Source organism: Actinotignum timonense (assembly GCF_030216305.1).
Taxonomy (GTDB): Bacteria; Actinomycetota; Actinomycetes; order Actinomycetales; family Actinomycetaceae; genus Actinotignum; species Actinotignum timonense_A.
On sequence record NZ_JASOKT010000008.1, the window covers coordinates 1 to 14752 of the forward strand.

General features: G+C 60.0%; 11 protein-coding genes. 6 read left to right on the top strand and 5 right to left on the bottom strand.

Annotation, left to right across the window (positions count from 1 at the left end; all coding sequences use genetic code 11):
- The first annotated feature begins 54 nt into the window (after positions 1 to 54).
- From QP305_RS05385 to QP305_RS05405, 5 genes are all read left to right on the top strand, one after another.
- Positions 55 to 2100, top strand: coding sequence for a M13 family metallopeptidase (locus QP305_RS05385; protein ID WP_284904408.1), 2046 nt, complete (start codon positions 55 to 57; stop codon positions 2098 to 2100).
- Between the two features lie 230 nt (positions 2101 to 2330).
- The gene (locus tag QP305_RS05390; protein WP_284904409.1) at positions 2331 to 3371 is read left to right on the top strand and encodes an ABC transporter ATP-binding protein; all 1041 of its coding nucleotides are present in this window, start codon (positions 2331 to 2333) and stop codon (positions 3369 to 3371) included.
- The gene (locus tag QP305_RS05395; RefSeq protein WP_284904410.1) at positions 3368 to 4198 is read left to right on the top strand and encodes an ABC transporter permease; all 831 of its coding nucleotides are present in this window, start codon (positions 3368 to 3370) and stop codon (positions 4196 to 4198) included. The genes QP305_RS05390 and QP305_RS05395 overlap by 4 nt, the downstream gene beginning before the upstream one ends.
- Positions 4199 to 4289: 91 nt before the next feature.
- Positions 4290 to 5549, top strand: coding sequence for a sensor histidine kinase (locus tag QP305_RS05400; RefSeq protein ID WP_284904411.1), 1260 nt, complete (start codon positions 4290 to 4292; stop codon positions 5547 to 5549).
- Positions 5546 to 6238: a response regulator transcription factor gene (locus tag QP305_RS05405; protein WP_284904412.1), complete on the top strand. Its 693-nt coding sequence runs from the start codon at positions 5546 to 5548 to the stop codon at positions 6236 to 6238. The genes QP305_RS05400 and QP305_RS05405 overlap by 4 nt, the downstream gene beginning before the upstream one ends.
- A gap of 164 nt (positions 6239 to 6402) precedes the next feature.
- On the opposite strand, the gene QP305_RS05410 is transcribed toward QP305_RS05405, so the two are convergent.
- Positions 6403 to 6999, bottom strand: coding sequence for a mycothiol-dependent nitroreductase Rv2466c family protein (locus QP305_RS05410; RefSeq protein WP_284904413.1), 597 nt, complete (start codon positions 6997 to 6999; stop codon positions 6403 to 6405).
- 190 nt (positions 7000 to 7189) lie between these two features.
- On the opposite strand from QP305_RS05410, the gene pepN reads away from it, so the two are divergent.
- Positions 7190 to 9742 carry an aminopeptidase N gene (gene pepN / locus QP305_RS05415; protein ID WP_284904414.1) on the top strand — a complete coding sequence of 851 codons (2553 nt, stop codon included), beginning with the start codon at positions 7190 to 7192 and terminating at the stop codon, positions 9740 to 9742.
- Positions 9743 to 9998: 256 nt separating this feature from the next.
- Here pepN and QP305_RS05420 read toward each other — a convergent pair whose 3' ends face one another.
- From QP305_RS05420 to QP305_RS05435, 4 genes are read right to left on the bottom strand one after another with little or no spacing between them, the layout of a single operon-like run.
- Positions 9999 to 11132, bottom strand: coding sequence for a mandelate racemase/muconate lactonizing enzyme family protein (locus QP305_RS05420; protein WP_284904415.1), 1134 nt, complete (start codon positions 11130 to 11132; stop codon positions 9999 to 10001).
- Positions 11133 to 11178: 46 nt separating this feature from the next.
- Positions 11179 to 12312: a mandelate racemase/muconate lactonizing enzyme family protein gene (locus QP305_RS05425; RefSeq protein WP_284904416.1), complete on the bottom strand. Its 1134-nt coding sequence runs from the start codon at positions 12310 to 12312 to the stop codon at positions 11179 to 11181.
- On the bottom strand, positions 12309 to 13961 hold the full coding sequence (locus tag QP305_RS05430; RefSeq protein ID WP_284904417.1) for a BCCT family transporter: 1653 nt from the start codon (positions 13959 to 13961) through the stop codon (positions 12309 to 12311). The genes QP305_RS05425 and QP305_RS05430 overlap by 4 nt, the downstream gene beginning before the upstream one ends.
- Before the next feature lie 48 nt (positions 13962 to 14009).
- Positions 14010 to 14660 (bottom strand): GntR family transcriptional regulator, encoded by a 651-nt coding sequence (locus QP305_RS05435; protein ID WP_284904418.1) that lies wholly within the window; start codon positions 14658 to 14660, stop codon positions 14010 to 14012.
- Between the last annotated feature and the right edge of the window lie 92 nt (positions 14661 to 14752).

The following is a 14752-nucleotide window of genomic DNA, read 5'->3' on the forward strand; positions in this document are numbered from 1 at the left end:
CGCCCGTGGCGATGCGCTATTTAAAGTGTCGTAGGCGTCCACTACCCTGGACACATGACTGATACTGCTTTGCATGCTGTGCTTTCGGGCGCTGATACTTCGGTGCGCCCCCAGGATGATCTTTTCCGTGCCGTCAATGGCACCTGGTTGCGTGAAAAGGAAATTCCGGCCGATCAGGTGTCGGTGGGTTCCTTTATCGATCTGCGCGATGAAGCTGAGCTCCACGTACGTGAACTCATTGAGAAGGCCGCTGATGCGGCGGGCGCCACCTCTTCGGAAACGGCCGCGGATTCCGCGCCGGGCGTTCCGGCGGAATCGCTGGCGAAGGTTGTGGCCCTCTACCGTTCCTTTATTGATACCGCGGCGATTAATGAAAAGGGTACCGCTCCCCTCGCCGCTGATCTCGACACGGTAGCTAGTGCGAAAACAAAGGAAGATCTGGCCCGCGTAATCGGCGCGCTCATGCGCACCGGGGTGGGTAGCTTCTTCGGGGTGGATGTAGCCCCCAGCCTGGCCAATCCCAATGTGAACGAATTTTCCATCGGCCAGTCCGGCCTGGGCTTGCCTGATGAAGCCTATTACCGCGAAGCGCAATTCGCTCCGATGCTGGATGCTTACCGGGAGTTTGTGCCGCAACTAGCCCAGCTGGCTTTTGATGAAGCGGCCACCCAGCCCAGCCCTGCCATCACGGCCGCCGCCGCGCGCGTTATCGATGTAGAAACGAAGCTCGCCGCCGCGCATATGAGCCGCACGGATGCCCGGGATATGGATAAGGTCAATAACCCGATGTTCTTCACAGATTTCGTGGCCTCGGCTCCGCAATTCCCCTGGGCCACCGCGCTGCGTGCTATCGGTTATGATCCCGATCAGCTCGGCACCATTATTGTGACCACCCCGCAGGCGCTCCAGGCTGCCGCGCAGTTGTGGGAAGAAACCCCGCTGGAAACCTTGCAGGAATACACCCGCTGGCGCATCCTGCTGGCGCGGGCTTCCTACCTGCCCGAAGTGATCGACGCGAAGAATTTTGATTTCTACGGCAAGGTGCTGGCCGGCACCACCCAGCAGCGGGATCGCTGGAAGCGCGCGGTGCAGCTGGTCAATGGCGTGCTCGGCGAAGCGGTGGGCCAGCTCTACGTGGCCTCCTACTTCCCGCCCGAACATAAGGCAACCATGGATCAGCTGGTCGCGGATCTCCTGGATGCCTACCGCCTGTCCATCCGGGGCCTTGACTGGATGAGTGATGCCACCAAGGAACGCGCCCTGGCCAAGCTGGATACCTTCGCCCCGAAGATCGGCTATCCCGATAAATGGAAGGATTATTCCTCCATGCAGATCGGCACGGATCTCCTGGCCAATATTCGCGCGGCCTGCGAATTTGAGGTGGAGGAAAACATCGCCAAGCTCGGCAAGGAAGTTGACCGCAGCGAATGGCATATGAATCCGCAAACGGTCAATGCCTACTACAACCCGCAGTGGAATGAGATTGTATTCCCCGCCGCTATTTTGCAATGGCCTTTCTTCGAGCAGGATCGCGATGCGGCTTTCAATTACGGCGGTATCGGCGCGGTGATCGGCCACGAAATCGGCCACGGTTTCGATGACCAGGGCTCGAAGTTCGATGCGGATGGCTCCCTCAACAACTGGTGGACGGATGAGGACCGCGCCGAATTTGAGAAGCGCACCGCAGCTCTTATCGCGCAATTCAATTCCTATATTCCGGCCCAGTTGAACGGGGATGAGGCTTTCCACGTCAACGGTGAGCTCACCCAGGGTGAAAACATCGGGGATTTGGGCGGCCTGTCCATCGCGCTCAAGGCTTATGAAATCCACCTGGAACGCGAGGGCCTCACCCTGGAAAGCGCCCCCGTGATTGACGGCTACACCGGCGCGCAGCGCGTCTTCCTGTCCTTCGCCAAGATCTGGCAGGGCAAGAACCGTGACGAATGGGCTCGCCAGCTCATCGCCATCGACCCGCATTCCCCGTCCGAATTCCGGTGCAACGGCACGGTGAAAAATATCGATGCCTTCGCGCAGGCTTTCGGCCTGGAAGAAGGCGACGGCCTCTACCTCGCCCCGGAAGAGCGCGTGCGTATTTGGTAAAAGCGCTCTTTCGCGCATACGGCATTCGCGTGCGCGGTATCGCGCATACGCACTATTCCGTATGCGCGGCGCAAATAGTACGACGACGGCGCTAACGCGCGCCTAGTTGCCATGGCGTACCGGCGGCGGAGTGCCGGACTGACCAGGCCACCTATCCATGACATCTGTCATGAAGAATTGGTGATGCATGGCAGTTCCGGCACCCCGCCGCCCATTTTTACACTGATGGCATGAACACAATACCCGTGGCCAACTCGGCCCACCCGACCCGGCCAGAACACGTGACGCCCCCAGCCGGCACCGCACAGCCGGCCGCCGCGAAGCAGCCAGACGGCACCGCACAGCCAGCCGTTTCCGCTCGCGCCCTCAGCCGTTCTTTTGGGAATGTGCGCGCCGTCGATAATATCGACCTCGGAATCGACACCGGAGAGATCGTGGCGCTCCTCGGCCCCAACGGTGCCGGGAAAACCACGCTCCTCGATATGGTGCTCGGCTTTACCAAACCCAGCCGCGGCACCCTGGAAGTTCTCGGCCAGACTCCCGGCTCCCCGGCTCTCACCGGGCACATCGGGGCCATGTTGCAGACCGGTGGAATGCTCCGTGATCTCACCGCCGCGGAAACCCTCCACTTCCTCGCCGATTGCCTCCCCTTCCATCTCCCGGTGAACGACGTTATTGAACGCGCCGGCATGAGCGACTTCGCTTCCCGGAAAATCGCGAAATGCTCCGGCGGGCAAATCCAGCGCATCCGCTTCGGTGCCGCCCTGCTATCCGACCCGGAGCTGCTTATCCTCGATGAGCCCACCGCCGGGCTGGATGCCACGGCGCGCCGTGACTTCTGGGAGCATATTCGGGCCGACGCCGCCCGCGGGCGCACCATCATCTTCGCTACCCACTACCTCCAAGAAGCCCAGGACCTCGCCGAGCGGGTCATCCTCATGAATAACGGGCGCATCGTGGCGGACGGGAGCGTCGCGGATATTACCGCCCAGCAACGCCACCACCTCACCGTCACCTGGAATCCGCAGGCCGCCATCTCTCCGGAAGAACTAGCCCGGCGCACCGGCGCCGACACGGTGGAGCGAGACGGTGACCTGGTGTGTTTCACCGTGGCTGATTCTGATCGACTTGCCGCAGTGATTCTCAATGAAGGCCTCGGCTCTCATCTCCAGATTTCTGCCGCCAGCCTCGAAGATGCGTTCTTCAGCCTCACGGCCTCCCCGCACACCGATTCGCCCGCCGCCGCGGCACCCGAAGGAGCCCTCTCATGACCACCCTCATAGCCAGCCCGGCTGCGCCTCGTTCCCGCACCAGTATCTTCTTCTCCTATATCCGCCACGAGCTCTGGCGAAATCTGCGGATGGTGGACTCCCTTATCTTCCTCATCGCCCTCCCCCTCGTGATCTTCGCGGTTTTCGGAGTGGCCTCACCGGGCACGGACAAGCACATTCCAGGCGGCACCATCGCTGCCTACGTCATGGTGAGCCTGGCCCTCTACGGGGCAGCCACCGCCGCGACATCCATGGCGGGTGCCGCCGCCGTGGAACACGACAGCGGCTGGGGCCGCCACCTAGCGCTGACCGGGATGCGCCGCGGGGACTACCTGACGGGCAAAATCATCGTCAGCCTCCTCATTGCCTGCCTCCCCATCGGCGCGACCTTCCTCCTCGGTATCCTCACCACGGCGCAATTTGATACCCCCGGAATCTGGCTCGCGAGCGCCGGACTGTGCCTGGTAGGCGTATTTCCCTTCGCTTTCTTTGGCCTCGCCGTCGCCCTGGCGCTTCGCAGCGAAACCGCGGTGTCCATTGCCTCCGGTGTGGTGGTGCTCCTCGCGTTCCTCGGTAATCTCTTTATGCCGCTAAGCGGATCCATGATGGAGCTGGCCCGGTACACGCCCTTCTACGGGGCGGGTGTACTGGCCCACTGGCCTCAGAACGGGGACGTGATTATTACCGGTGCTTTCGCCACGCCGGGTATGCCGGAGATCCTCCCCACCGAATCCTTCGCCTGGGCAATCGGAAACGTGGCGGTGTGGACGATTATCTTCGCTGCACTGGCGCTCCTGGCCCTGCGCCGTTCGACGGTGCGGCGCTAGAGTACCGCGCTAAGGTACGGCTAAAGTGCGAGCACATCAGCAGGCACGGGCGGCGGCCGCGGAGGAACTTCGCGGCCGCTATGCTCATGGTATGGCCCCATCCCCCGCCGCTCTTTCAGCAGGCTCAGCCCCGTCCCCCGCCGTCTCAGCGGTCAGCGCCGTCTCAGCGGTCAGCGCCGCCCCGGCCACCGCCGCACCGTCTGTCTCCGCGTCGTCCCCCACCAGCCATTATTTGAATCGCATGTGGCGCACCGCCAACCAGATACCGGCGGCCCCGACCACCCACCGCGAGCGCCTGACTATGCTCTTCGGCAGCGGGATCTGGCTCATCTTCCTGGTCTTTCCTTTCGCTGGAGTTCTCTTAACACCAAGTCTCACTCCACTTGAGCGCGGCCTCGGTTACGCGGGAATCTGTGGGTTTGGACTGACATATATTCTGATTTTCCAATTTCCGGATATGCGTCCCTCCTGGCCCCGCTGGGTATCCCTCACGTTATGGAGCATTCCGTTGCTTGCCTGCGCGGCACTTATCCGCCCTTTCCCCTTTGGCTTCGCCTACACGGCACCTTTCTTCGCGGCGATCTGGATTTTCTCCCTCCCGCTTATCCCCGGGATTCCGTGCGGGCTTCTCTGCTTCGCGGGCGGAGCGGCGGCTCATATCTGGGCACCGTATGATTTCGTGTGGGCGGCGTTTCTGGGCAGCATTATTATCCCGATGATCCCCATTCTCATCTCGCGGTTGCTGGAAGAATTTGCCGCGCGGTCGGCGCGGATGCGCGCGGAACTCATCCTTTCCGAGCAACGTTCCGAACTGGCCTCCGTGGTTCATGATGTGCTGGGCCATTCGCTGACCGCCATCACCGTAAAAACTCAGTTGGCTTCGCGATTATTGGAGAGCAATCCGGAGGCGGCCCGCGCTGAATTAGAAGACAGTCTCAAAATCTCGCGCAACGCTATCGACACTGTGCGGGCCACCGTGACCGACCTGCGCCAGCCCACCCTCGATGCCGAACTGGATTCCGCTTACGCGCTGCTCCGTTCGGCGCGTATCACCGCGCATGTCACGCCTCCCCCGGAACTTCCCCTCCTCACCGCACAGCTTTTCGCGTGGGTGGTGCGGGAAGCGGTTACGAATACGGTGCGCCATTCGGATGCGAGCAACTGCACCATCACTATCGAGCAGCGGGATACCGGCGCGCGCTTGCGGGTGGAGGACGACGGCGTAGGTATCCCTACGGGGGCTCCGGCAGGTACCGGGCTGACCGGTTTGCGCGAGCGCGTGGAGGCTGCCGGTGGAACACTGGCGATTAGCCGGCTGGAACCGGGAACTCGCGTGGAGGTGATCTTATGAACGACGGCGCACAAGTAGCTGGCGGTGCTGCCCCCGCCACCAACTCGCACGTGGGCAACGGTGCGGCCACGGGGCGCCGCTGCCCCATCCGGGTGGTGATCGCCGATGATCAGCGGATGGTGCGCGAGGCTTTGGCGGCGCTTCTCAACCTGGAAGAGGATATTGAGATAGTCGCGCAGCTGGAAGATGGCAGCGCCGTCGTTCCCACCGTTGCGGAAACCGGTGCCGATATTGCGCTCCTTGATATTGAAATGCCCGGCGTGGACGGAATCGCGGCGGCGCAAGCACTGCAGGAGGCGGGTGCCGGCTGCGGCGTCGTTATTGTGACGACCTTCGGGCGTGCCGGGTATTTGCAGCGCGCCATGGCGGCTGGAGCGCGCGGTTTCGTGGTGAAAGATGCGCCGGCTGAGGAGCTCGCCGCCGCGCTACGCACCGTTGCGGGCGGCGGCTACGCTATCGATCCGCAGCTGGCCGCGCAGGCCTTGCAGATGGGGCCCAATCCGCTCACCGAGCGCGAGGGTGATGTACTGCGGCTGGCCCTCAGCGGGGCGACCGTGAAAAGCATGGCCGCGCAGCTGTATCTCTCGCAGGGGACGGTGCGTAATCACCTGTCTGCCGCTATCGGGAAAACGGGGGCGAGCACCCGCACCGAGGCGGCGCAGCTCGCCCGGGCCCGCGGGTGGATCTAAACGTGCACCCGCGGGTGCATGGCGCACCGGTGCAGAGCTAACCGTCACACCGGTGCAGAGCTAACCGTCACACCGGTGCGGAGCTAACCGTCACACCGGTGCGCAGCTACCAGCACACCCGCGGGCGAAACTACGGCAGCTGAGCCGAGGAGCAAGCTCGGCGGCTAGCTAAAAATTGGCCCCGTGGTACGCGAGCGCTTGAGCTCGAAGAAACCGGGGGTGCGAGCCAGGGCGAGGCAGCCATCCCAGAGGGCGAGGGCGGCTTCACCGTGCGGGGCCGGGGAGATGACGGGGCCGAAGAAGGCTGCGCCGTCGAAAGAAATAATGGGCACGCCGACTTCGTCGCCGACGAGCGCCAGCCCGGCCGCCACGCTGTCCCGCAGGGCGGCGTCGTAATGAGCGGCGTCGTTCAAATATTCGCTACCCTCGCCGAGGGCCGCGAGCACTTCGGCAAGAATCTCGCGCCCCACGGGGCGCCGGTCTTCGTGAATAGCCTGGCCCAGAGCGGTGTAGAACTCGCCGAGCTTGTCATTGCCTTCCAGCTGAGCGATTTTCATGGCGACGAGCGCCGTTTCGCGCCCCTCCTCCACGTGGGCGCGGTACTCCTGCGAAATATCTTTGCCCTCATTGAGGATCGCGAGGGAGAAAGGCCGCCACGTGACGGTGAAATCACGAGCGGTGGCCACCTCGGTGACCCAGCGGGAGGTAATCCACGTCCACGGACATGTTGCATCAAACCAAAATTCAACCTGAGTACTCATGGTTCTATCCAAGCGTGAAAACGGGCGCCGTGGGTCGCCTCGCGCCATGAGCGAAACTGGAACGGCGCGCGAACGGTGCGGCAACGGCGCGGCAACGGTGCGGCTGAAAGCGGGCGGTGCGGGCAAGGGCGCGCCAGAACCGGTAGGATTTCACGTAAATTGTGCTGAAAGCCAAGGGAAAGGAAGCTTGATGGCCGGGACTAATCTCACCCGCGCAGAAGCTGCGGAACGCGCGCAGATCGTAGCGACGCAGAATTACCGCATTGAACTTGATCTGACCACCGGGGAGGAAACTTTCACGGCGGTTACCGAAATTGATTTTGAGGCCACGCCGGGTGCCGATACGTTCCTCGACCTCATCGCGAAGTCGGTGGAGCGCGTGGTGCTTAACGGCGCGGAGCTCGACCCGGCCAGCTACCAGGATTCGCGCCTGCCGCTGCCCAACCTCGCGGCGCAGAACACGGTGCGGGTGGAATCCACCCAGTACTACTCGCGCACCGGTGAGGGCCTGCACCGTTACGTGGATCCGGCCGACGGCGAGGTCTACCTCTACTCCCAGTTTGAGGTGGCAGACGCGCGGCGGGTCTTCGCGAATTTTGAGCAGCCTGACCTCAAGGCGAATTTCACCTTTACGGTGACCGCGCCGGAGAACTGGAAGGTGTTCTCCGTGTCCCCCACCCCGGAGCCGGTGGCCCTGGGCGAAGGCAAGGCACGCTGGGATTTCACGCCCACCGAGCGCCTATCCACCTACCTGGTGGCGATTGTGGCCGGCCCCTACGAGGGCGTGGAAGGCGAACCCTTCCATTCCATCGACGGGCGCGATATTCCGCTGGGTGTGTACGCGCGTAAGTCGCTGGCTCCCTACCTGGATGCCGATGAGGTTTTCACCATCACCCGCCAGGGCTTCGAGTATTACGAAGCCAATTACGGGCATCCCTACCCGTTCCGCAAGTACGACCAGGTGTTCTGCCCGGAATACAATGCCGGCGCCATGGAGCACCCGGGCTTGGTAACCATCGTGGAAACCTATGTATTCCGCACCAAGCCCACCGGCGCGATTATCGACCGGCGCACCATCACCATCCTGCACGAACAGGCCCATATGTGGTTCGGTGACCTGGTCACCATGAAGTGGTGGGATGACCTGTGGCTCAACGAATCATTCGCGGAATTCATGAGCCACCTGGCCGCCGCGAATAACACTCGCTGGAAGGATGCCTGGACCACCTTCCTCGCCTCTGAGAAGACCTGGGCGATCCAGCAGGATCAGCTTCCCTCCACCCACCCGATTGCCGCGGATATTCGCGATCTGGAAGATGTGCTCGTCAATTTTGACGGCATTACCTACGGTAAGGGTGCTTCGGTGCTCAAGCAGCTGGTGGCGTACGTGGGGCAGGAACAATTCCTGGCCGGGGTGCGGGCCTATATTGCTAAGCACAAGTGGGGCAATGCCACGCTCACCGACTTGCTAACCGAGCTGGAAGCTTCCTCCGGGCGCGACCTCAAGGAATGGACCCGGGTGTGGCTGGAGGAATCCGGCGTCAATACCCTGCGGCCCGAAGTGGAGGCCAGCGGCGGGGTTATCGACCGGCTCACCGTGGTCCAGAGCAATGACGCGAACTCCTCGCTGCGCCCGCACCGTATCCGCATCGCCGGTTACGACCTGGACGGGGACGGGCTGCGCTGCGTGAAATCCGAATGGGTGGATATTGCCGGTGAGCGCACCGAGATCGCTTCCTTCAAGGGTGCCGAGCGCCCCGATCTTATTCTGCTCAACAGCCAGGACTGGGGCTACGCCAAGATCCGCTTCGATGCCGATTCCTTCCGGGTAGCACTGGAGAATCTCGAGAAATTCGATAACCACCTGGATCGCTCCGTAGTGGTCTTCGCGGCGATGGATATGATGCGCGACGGCGAACTCGACGCCCACACCTATGCCGATATCGCGCTGGCGGTGCTGGCGGATGAAACCGATGGCACCGTGCTGCGCGTGGTGCTCGGCTCCCTGCATTCCGCGGTAGAGCTCTACTCCAACCCGGCCACCCGCACCGAGTTCGCGGCGGCCGTTTCCGAGCGTATTTTCGAATTGGCGCTCACCGCCGCGCCGGGTTCGGATCGCCAGTTGCAGCTCATGGGTGCGGCGATGCGCCGGGCCGTAAGCGAGGAGCAGCTCGGCCTTATTGCCGGGTGGCGCGACGGCGTGGCCGTTCCGGAAGGCTACGACGTGGACCAGGAAGTGCGCTGGAATATCCTCATCGCCTTGGCGGCTAACGGGCGGGCCGATCAGGCCGATATTGACGCGGAGTTCGCCCGCGATTCTTCCTCCTTCGGGCAGATTTTCGCGGCCCAGGCCGAAGGTGCGCTGCCCGATAGCGCGGCCAAGGAAAAGGTTTGGGAAGAAATCGTGCATCCGGAAACCAATACCCGCCAGCGCAACCTCGCGCTGGGAACCGGGCGTTCCTCCGCGGAGAGCGTGCGTGCCTACGCGGAGAAGTACTTCGCGGTGGCCAAGGACATGTGGGATAACAATTCGGTGGAAATCGCCTCGAATATGCTCGAGTATGCCTACCCTGCTCAGCTGGCCGGCCGTACCGACCTCGGGGTGGATCTGCTGGCCCTCGGCCAGGAATGGCTGGCCACCACGGATGCGGCGCCGGCTTGCCGGCGTATCGTCTCCGAGGTGGTGGACGGCACCGCCCGCGCGGTGCGCAACCAGGAAGCCGACCGGAAGGCTGGGAATTAGGCCGTAGCCCGATAGCGCGGCGTCGTCGCCGATAACCGGTAACCGAAAAGCGGTAACCGGTAAGAACGACGGCGCAAGCGGCTAGGCCGGTCCTGAAAACGAGAAGTGCCGGGGTGATCATCCTAGAAAGGTGACCACCCCGGCACTTGCCGTTTCCGGTTAGTTAGGGACAGTTGGTGCGATCAGGCGCGCAACTGCGCTGAAGGGATTAGCCCGGGACCACCCGGGAAGCAGCCGCGCAGATGCGAATCACGGATCACAGATCACGCTCCGTCAGCGAATAGGAGAATAGCGCTTCGCGCTCAACGCGCTCCCAATCCATATCAACACCAAGACCCGGAGTATCGCTTGCGACGATATTTCCTTCCTCATCGATTCGGAGCGGATTCGTGGCCGCATATTCCATAGGCTCAATCGGGAGGGCCTGCTCGAAGAAGCGGCAGTTGCCCATGCCCAACATGAGGCTAAGATTCGCTGCTTGCGAGAGCGTATAGCCCCAGGACTGCAACTCCACCTGCATGCCGTGAGCCTTAGCGAGGGACATGATATGGCGCGTTCCAGTGATACCACCGGCGAGCGTGGCATCAACCCGCAGATGATCCCAGGCTTCCCGGCTAATTCCTTGGGCAATTAACCCACCGCTGAGAATCTCGTTGCCAGCGGGAATGATCTCGATATCAAGCTTGCGACGCAACCACTGGTAGCCTTCCAGATCGGAATCACCCAGGGGTGCTTCAAACCACAGGTAGCCAAGCTCTTGGAGCCTCTTGCCCACCCGGAGCGCCTCGGTCCGGTCGTAGCGGCCTTCCACGTCAAGCATCCATGTCACATCGCGATCCCCAAAGGCTTTCGCCATCTCATCGACAAGCACGAGGTCCTTATCCGGGATGCACCAGGTATGGAATTTGATGGCGCGGTAGCCGGAATCCAGGTACTCCGCAACCTTCTCCAGGTACTCGTCAATAGTGAAGAAGAACGGGGTACTGGCATAGGCCGGGATAGAACGTTTCGCGCCGCCCAGGAGCTGGTAGAGCGGGAGATCCGCGGCTTTGGCAGTCAGATCCCACAGCGCGATATCGAGCGGGGCAACTGAGAGCGGAATCATCGAAGCACAGCGATTCGCCATGATTTTGTACAACGCCTCGCGATTCACCGCGTCCTTGCCAAGAATGGAGGGGGCTACGTGGCGAATAGCGTTACCCAGGGCAACGTCTACGCCACCTTCGGTCCACGAGATAGCGCCGCCCACCCCGTAGGTATCTTGGCTGCGCACCCGCACCACGGTATTCGTTACATGCAGCTCATCGTAATACGAGGACGTGCGGTAAAGAGCTTGAGGATTGGTCAGGACGTATACATCAATCTGATCAACAGGTAGCTTTAAGGTCATTTTTTCTCCTTAGATAGATCAACCTTCGTTGGTTGGTTTTCTTGTTTTAGGACGGCATCTCCACCCGATATCGGGCAATGAGATCTTCATTGAGTTCTATGCCCAAGCCCGGGGTGTCTCGAACGGGGATCTGCCCGTTTTCCAGGGTGAGCGGATTAGCCACTAAATCGGTAAAGAGTGGGCTGGTGCTCTGGGAGTACTCGATAAGGTCGCCTCCCGGAAGTGCGGCTAGGAATTGCGCGGTTGCGGCAAGCAGAATACCGGTGCTGAAACCGTGCGGCACTACCCGGGTTCCCTGTTGCTCAGCGAGAGCGGCGATCTTACGCATCTCGGTGATTCCACCGGCGCGCGTAATATCCGGTTGCACAATATCCGGCCGAGAGTTTCGGATGAATTCGTCGAATTCTGCGAGGGTTGCCAGCGGTTCCCCACCCGAAATCGGCACGGCAACGGATTCTCCGAGCCGCCTGAGCGCGGCGTGGTTATCAACATAGATCGGCTCCTCGACCCACATGAGCCGGTAATCACGCAGGCGTGCTATCTGTTCTGAGGCATAGCGTACGTTTTTCCAGCGATAGACCAGGTCCAGTGCAAGGCCAACGTTGTCGCCAATTGTCCGCCGCACCGCTGCTACCACTTTTTCATCGTGATCGGGATCGAGGCCAAATTGTGCCCCGCCCATCTTGATGTCACGGAAGCCACGGCCGATGATCTCGGCGCTGATACGCTCATTTTCCGCGATATCGCTCGAGGGAATGAAAGTTCCATAGGCCGGGATGGCATCACGTACTTTTCCGCCCAAGAGCCGGTGAATGGGAACACCGTAATACTGCGAAGCAATATCCCACAGGGCAATATCGATGGCGCTGATGGCATGAATGGCAGCACCGCGGCGTCCGAAATACGATGACTCGTCAAACATCTTGTGCCACAGGCGCTCAATATCAAGCGGGTTCTCACCCAGAAGAATCGAACGCAATCCCCTACTACTGGAGTGTGATTCCGGAGTTTCAACAATGGCTTTGAGCACCGCGGGCGAACTATCGGATTCGCCAATTCCGGTTATGCCCTGGTCGGTATGGACACGAATAAGGAAGGCGTCTTCGCCCCATTCGCATGGTTCGTTCAGCGCCGGGACTCGTAGCCAAATAGCCTCAACGTCCGTAATAGCTATGCTCATTGGGTACCTCCTGCTTCGAGATCGGTTGCGACCCGGCCTTCGGATTCGCTGTTATCTATGGGAAGTGTGATTTCTCCGGTCTTCGCATCAAAGTATTTCAGGTCTCGCTTGAGCCATTTGATTAATCCGTAGATCTGGAGCGCTAGCAGGATAACGAATGGTACCGCGGTGAGAGTCAATCCAGTCTTGAGTGTTTCGAGATTGGCGTTGATCGCGATCATCGCGAAAGGAATCGCACTGAGCATGAGCACCCAGAACATTCTGAGGATACGGGCCGGATCCTTACCTGCCGGAAGATTGCGCGTACTGACGGTCGAAATTGTGAAGGCCGTGGCATCAAGATGCGAAGAAAGGAACAACAGCATAATGATGAAGTACACGATGGCGAAGATGGTACCCACGGGAAGATTCGCTAGGAGTGCCGCAACCGCAGATTCGCCGCTATCCTCCACCAAGATCTTCGGGGCATTAATGCCGCCGCTCACCAATTCGTGAATTGAGTAACTGGACAGTACGCCGAACACGAACATGATGCCGGCTGCACCGCCACCGACGAGGCCGAAAACTACCTGCCGAATAGTTCTGCCTCGCGAGACGCGAGCAATGAAAATGGCTACGCCCGGAAGGTAGGACATCCAGTACAGCCAGTAGAAAACGGTCCAGTCGCGGGTGAAACTACCCCCGCCCACCGGATCGGTGAAGAGGGACATGTGCACGAAGTTCTGGATCTCCAACCCCATGGCATTTGTTGCGTTGAGCGCAATGAACTCCGTTGGGCCGATGATGAGAACCACGAATGCGAAGAGGAATACGCCGACGACGGCAGCTCGGGCCAGCTTTTGCAATCCCGATGCCAATCCCGCATACGAGCTCAATCCAAAGAGCAGGGACGAGAACAGCAGAATAACCGTCTTGAGAATCAGGGAGTTCGAGATTCCGAAAATTCCGGAAAGACCAGCGGAAATAGTATTAACAGTTACCGTGACCGTGAGGATGAGCCCACCGAAGGTGGTGAAGAGGAAAATAATATCGATGACGCGCCCGAGCCAACCCTTAGCTTTGACCCGTCCGTTACTGACCGCTTCCATATTGCCGGCGTAACTGAGGTGTTTGCCGCGCCGAATATGGAAATAGTAGGCCATCGCGATACCGGCAATAACGTACATTGCCCACGGTGTGGGTCCCCAGTGGAAGAACGCATAGGCCAGACTCTGGTCCAGCGCTTCACGGGAGTGGGCTTCTAGGTTGAGACCCGGGGTGTTGTAATAATAGGCCCATTCCATGAATGCCCAGTACATCGTGGCGGAACCGAGCCCCGCACTGATGAACATAAAGAGCCAGCTAGGCGTTGAATATTCCGGTTTCCCGGCTCCCAGCTTGACGGAACCGATGCGGGAACAGGCAAGTACCAAGGCCATGGCAACGCAGAAGAATCCGAGGACCTGAATGGGAACACCGAATATTCGGGTGGAGCCATCAAAAAGGGTACTTGCACCATTTTGGGCCTCATCAGGCCACATTAATAATGCGATAACTACAAGGGCAACAACGATGATTGACCCAATAACGAGAACATAATCAGGGCGGGATTTTGCACCGTCAGTCGCGGTGGCAACCGACGATTTATCCCTCAACTTTTTCTCCGACACGGAAATCTCCTTTGATTATCCAGACGACGGCGAGGAATTCTTATTTATTCAATTGAGATAGTCGAGATAGGGTTTATTCGTTTCGATAATGTGCCGACCGAGCGCCTTTAGACTCTCCTCCTTATTGCCCGTTCGGAAAACACGCAGTAATTCGCGATGATCTTCAACGAAGGTTGGCAAGGCACCCGATCTCCCCGTTTGCAAAGCAAAATGCATGCGGATTCGCGGATCGATAGCATCCCAAACGCTCCGAACCGTATCGGACTGGGCTGCATCAACAATCAGACCATGGAAAGCGATATCAGCTTCGTTAAAAGCATCGATATCGCGGTCCAGTACCGCTCTATCCATCAAGCGCACCAAGTTCTCTGCCTCATCAAAATAGTCAGAGTCCAAGGCGTCAAAAGCTTCACCGAGCGCAAACTGTTCTGTTTGCACGCGCAGCGGGAGAAGCAGACCCTCTACCTCGCGGCGTGAGATAGAAGCCACCACTGTCCCCGTATACGGAGTAGCCACCAAGAGACCTTGCAGTTCAAGAACCACGAGAGCCTCACGCACCACGGTGCGGCTTACCCCGTAGGTCTCACAGATTTCTTGCTCAACAACACGGCTTTTAGGCTCGAGTTTCCCGGTGAGAATCTTCTTACGTAATTCTTGGACAAGTCGATCCTTCATCGACAGTCGCACCAGTCGCGCCATCAAAGCCTCCTTCGTTAGCGTCGATTGTATACAATCCACAATCGACTGTCTAGAGGGTCGTATTCGTCTCGCTACTCTTTCTAGATCCGATC

Excerpts from the sequence above, each read along its gene's own strand:
- QP305_RS05385 (WP_284904408.1), top strand. The coding sequence starts at position 55 with ATGACTGATACTGCTTTGCATGCTGTGCTTTCGGGCGCTGATACTTCG.
- QP305_RS05390 (WP_284904409.1), top strand. The coding sequence starts at position 2,331 with ATGAACACAATACCCGTGGCCAACTCGGCCCACCCGACCCGGCCAGAA.
- QP305_RS05395 (WP_284904410.1), top strand. The coding sequence starts at position 3,368 with ATGACCACCCTCATAGCCAGCCCGGCTGCGCCTCGTTCCCGCACCAGT.
- QP305_RS05400 (WP_284904411.1), top strand. The coding sequence starts at position 4,290 with ATGGCCCCATCCCCCGCCGCTCTTTCAGCAGGCTCAGCCCCGTCCCCC.
- QP305_RS05405 (WP_284904412.1), top strand. The coding sequence starts at position 5,546 with ATGAACGACGGCGCACAAGTAGCTGGCGGTGCTGCCCCCGCCACCAAC.
- QP305_RS05410 (WP_284904413.1), bottom strand. The coding sequence starts at position 6,999 with ATGAGTACTCAGGTTGAATTTTGGTTTGATGCAACATGTCCGTGGACG.
- pepN (WP_284904414.1), top strand. The coding sequence starts at position 7,190 with ATGGCCGGGACTAATCTCACCCGCGCAGAAGCTGCGGAACGCGCGCAG.
- QP305_RS05420 (WP_284904415.1), bottom strand. The coding sequence starts at position 11,132 with ATGACCTTAAAGCTACCTGTTGATCAGATTGATGTATACGTCCTGACC.
- QP305_RS05425 (WP_284904416.1), bottom strand. The coding sequence starts at position 12,312 with ATGAGCATAGCTATTACGGACGTTGAGGCTATTTGGCTACGAGTCCCG.
- QP305_RS05435 (WP_284904418.1), bottom strand. The coding sequence starts at position 14,660 with ATGGCGCGACTGGTGCGACTGTCGATGAAGGATCGACTTGTCCAAGAA.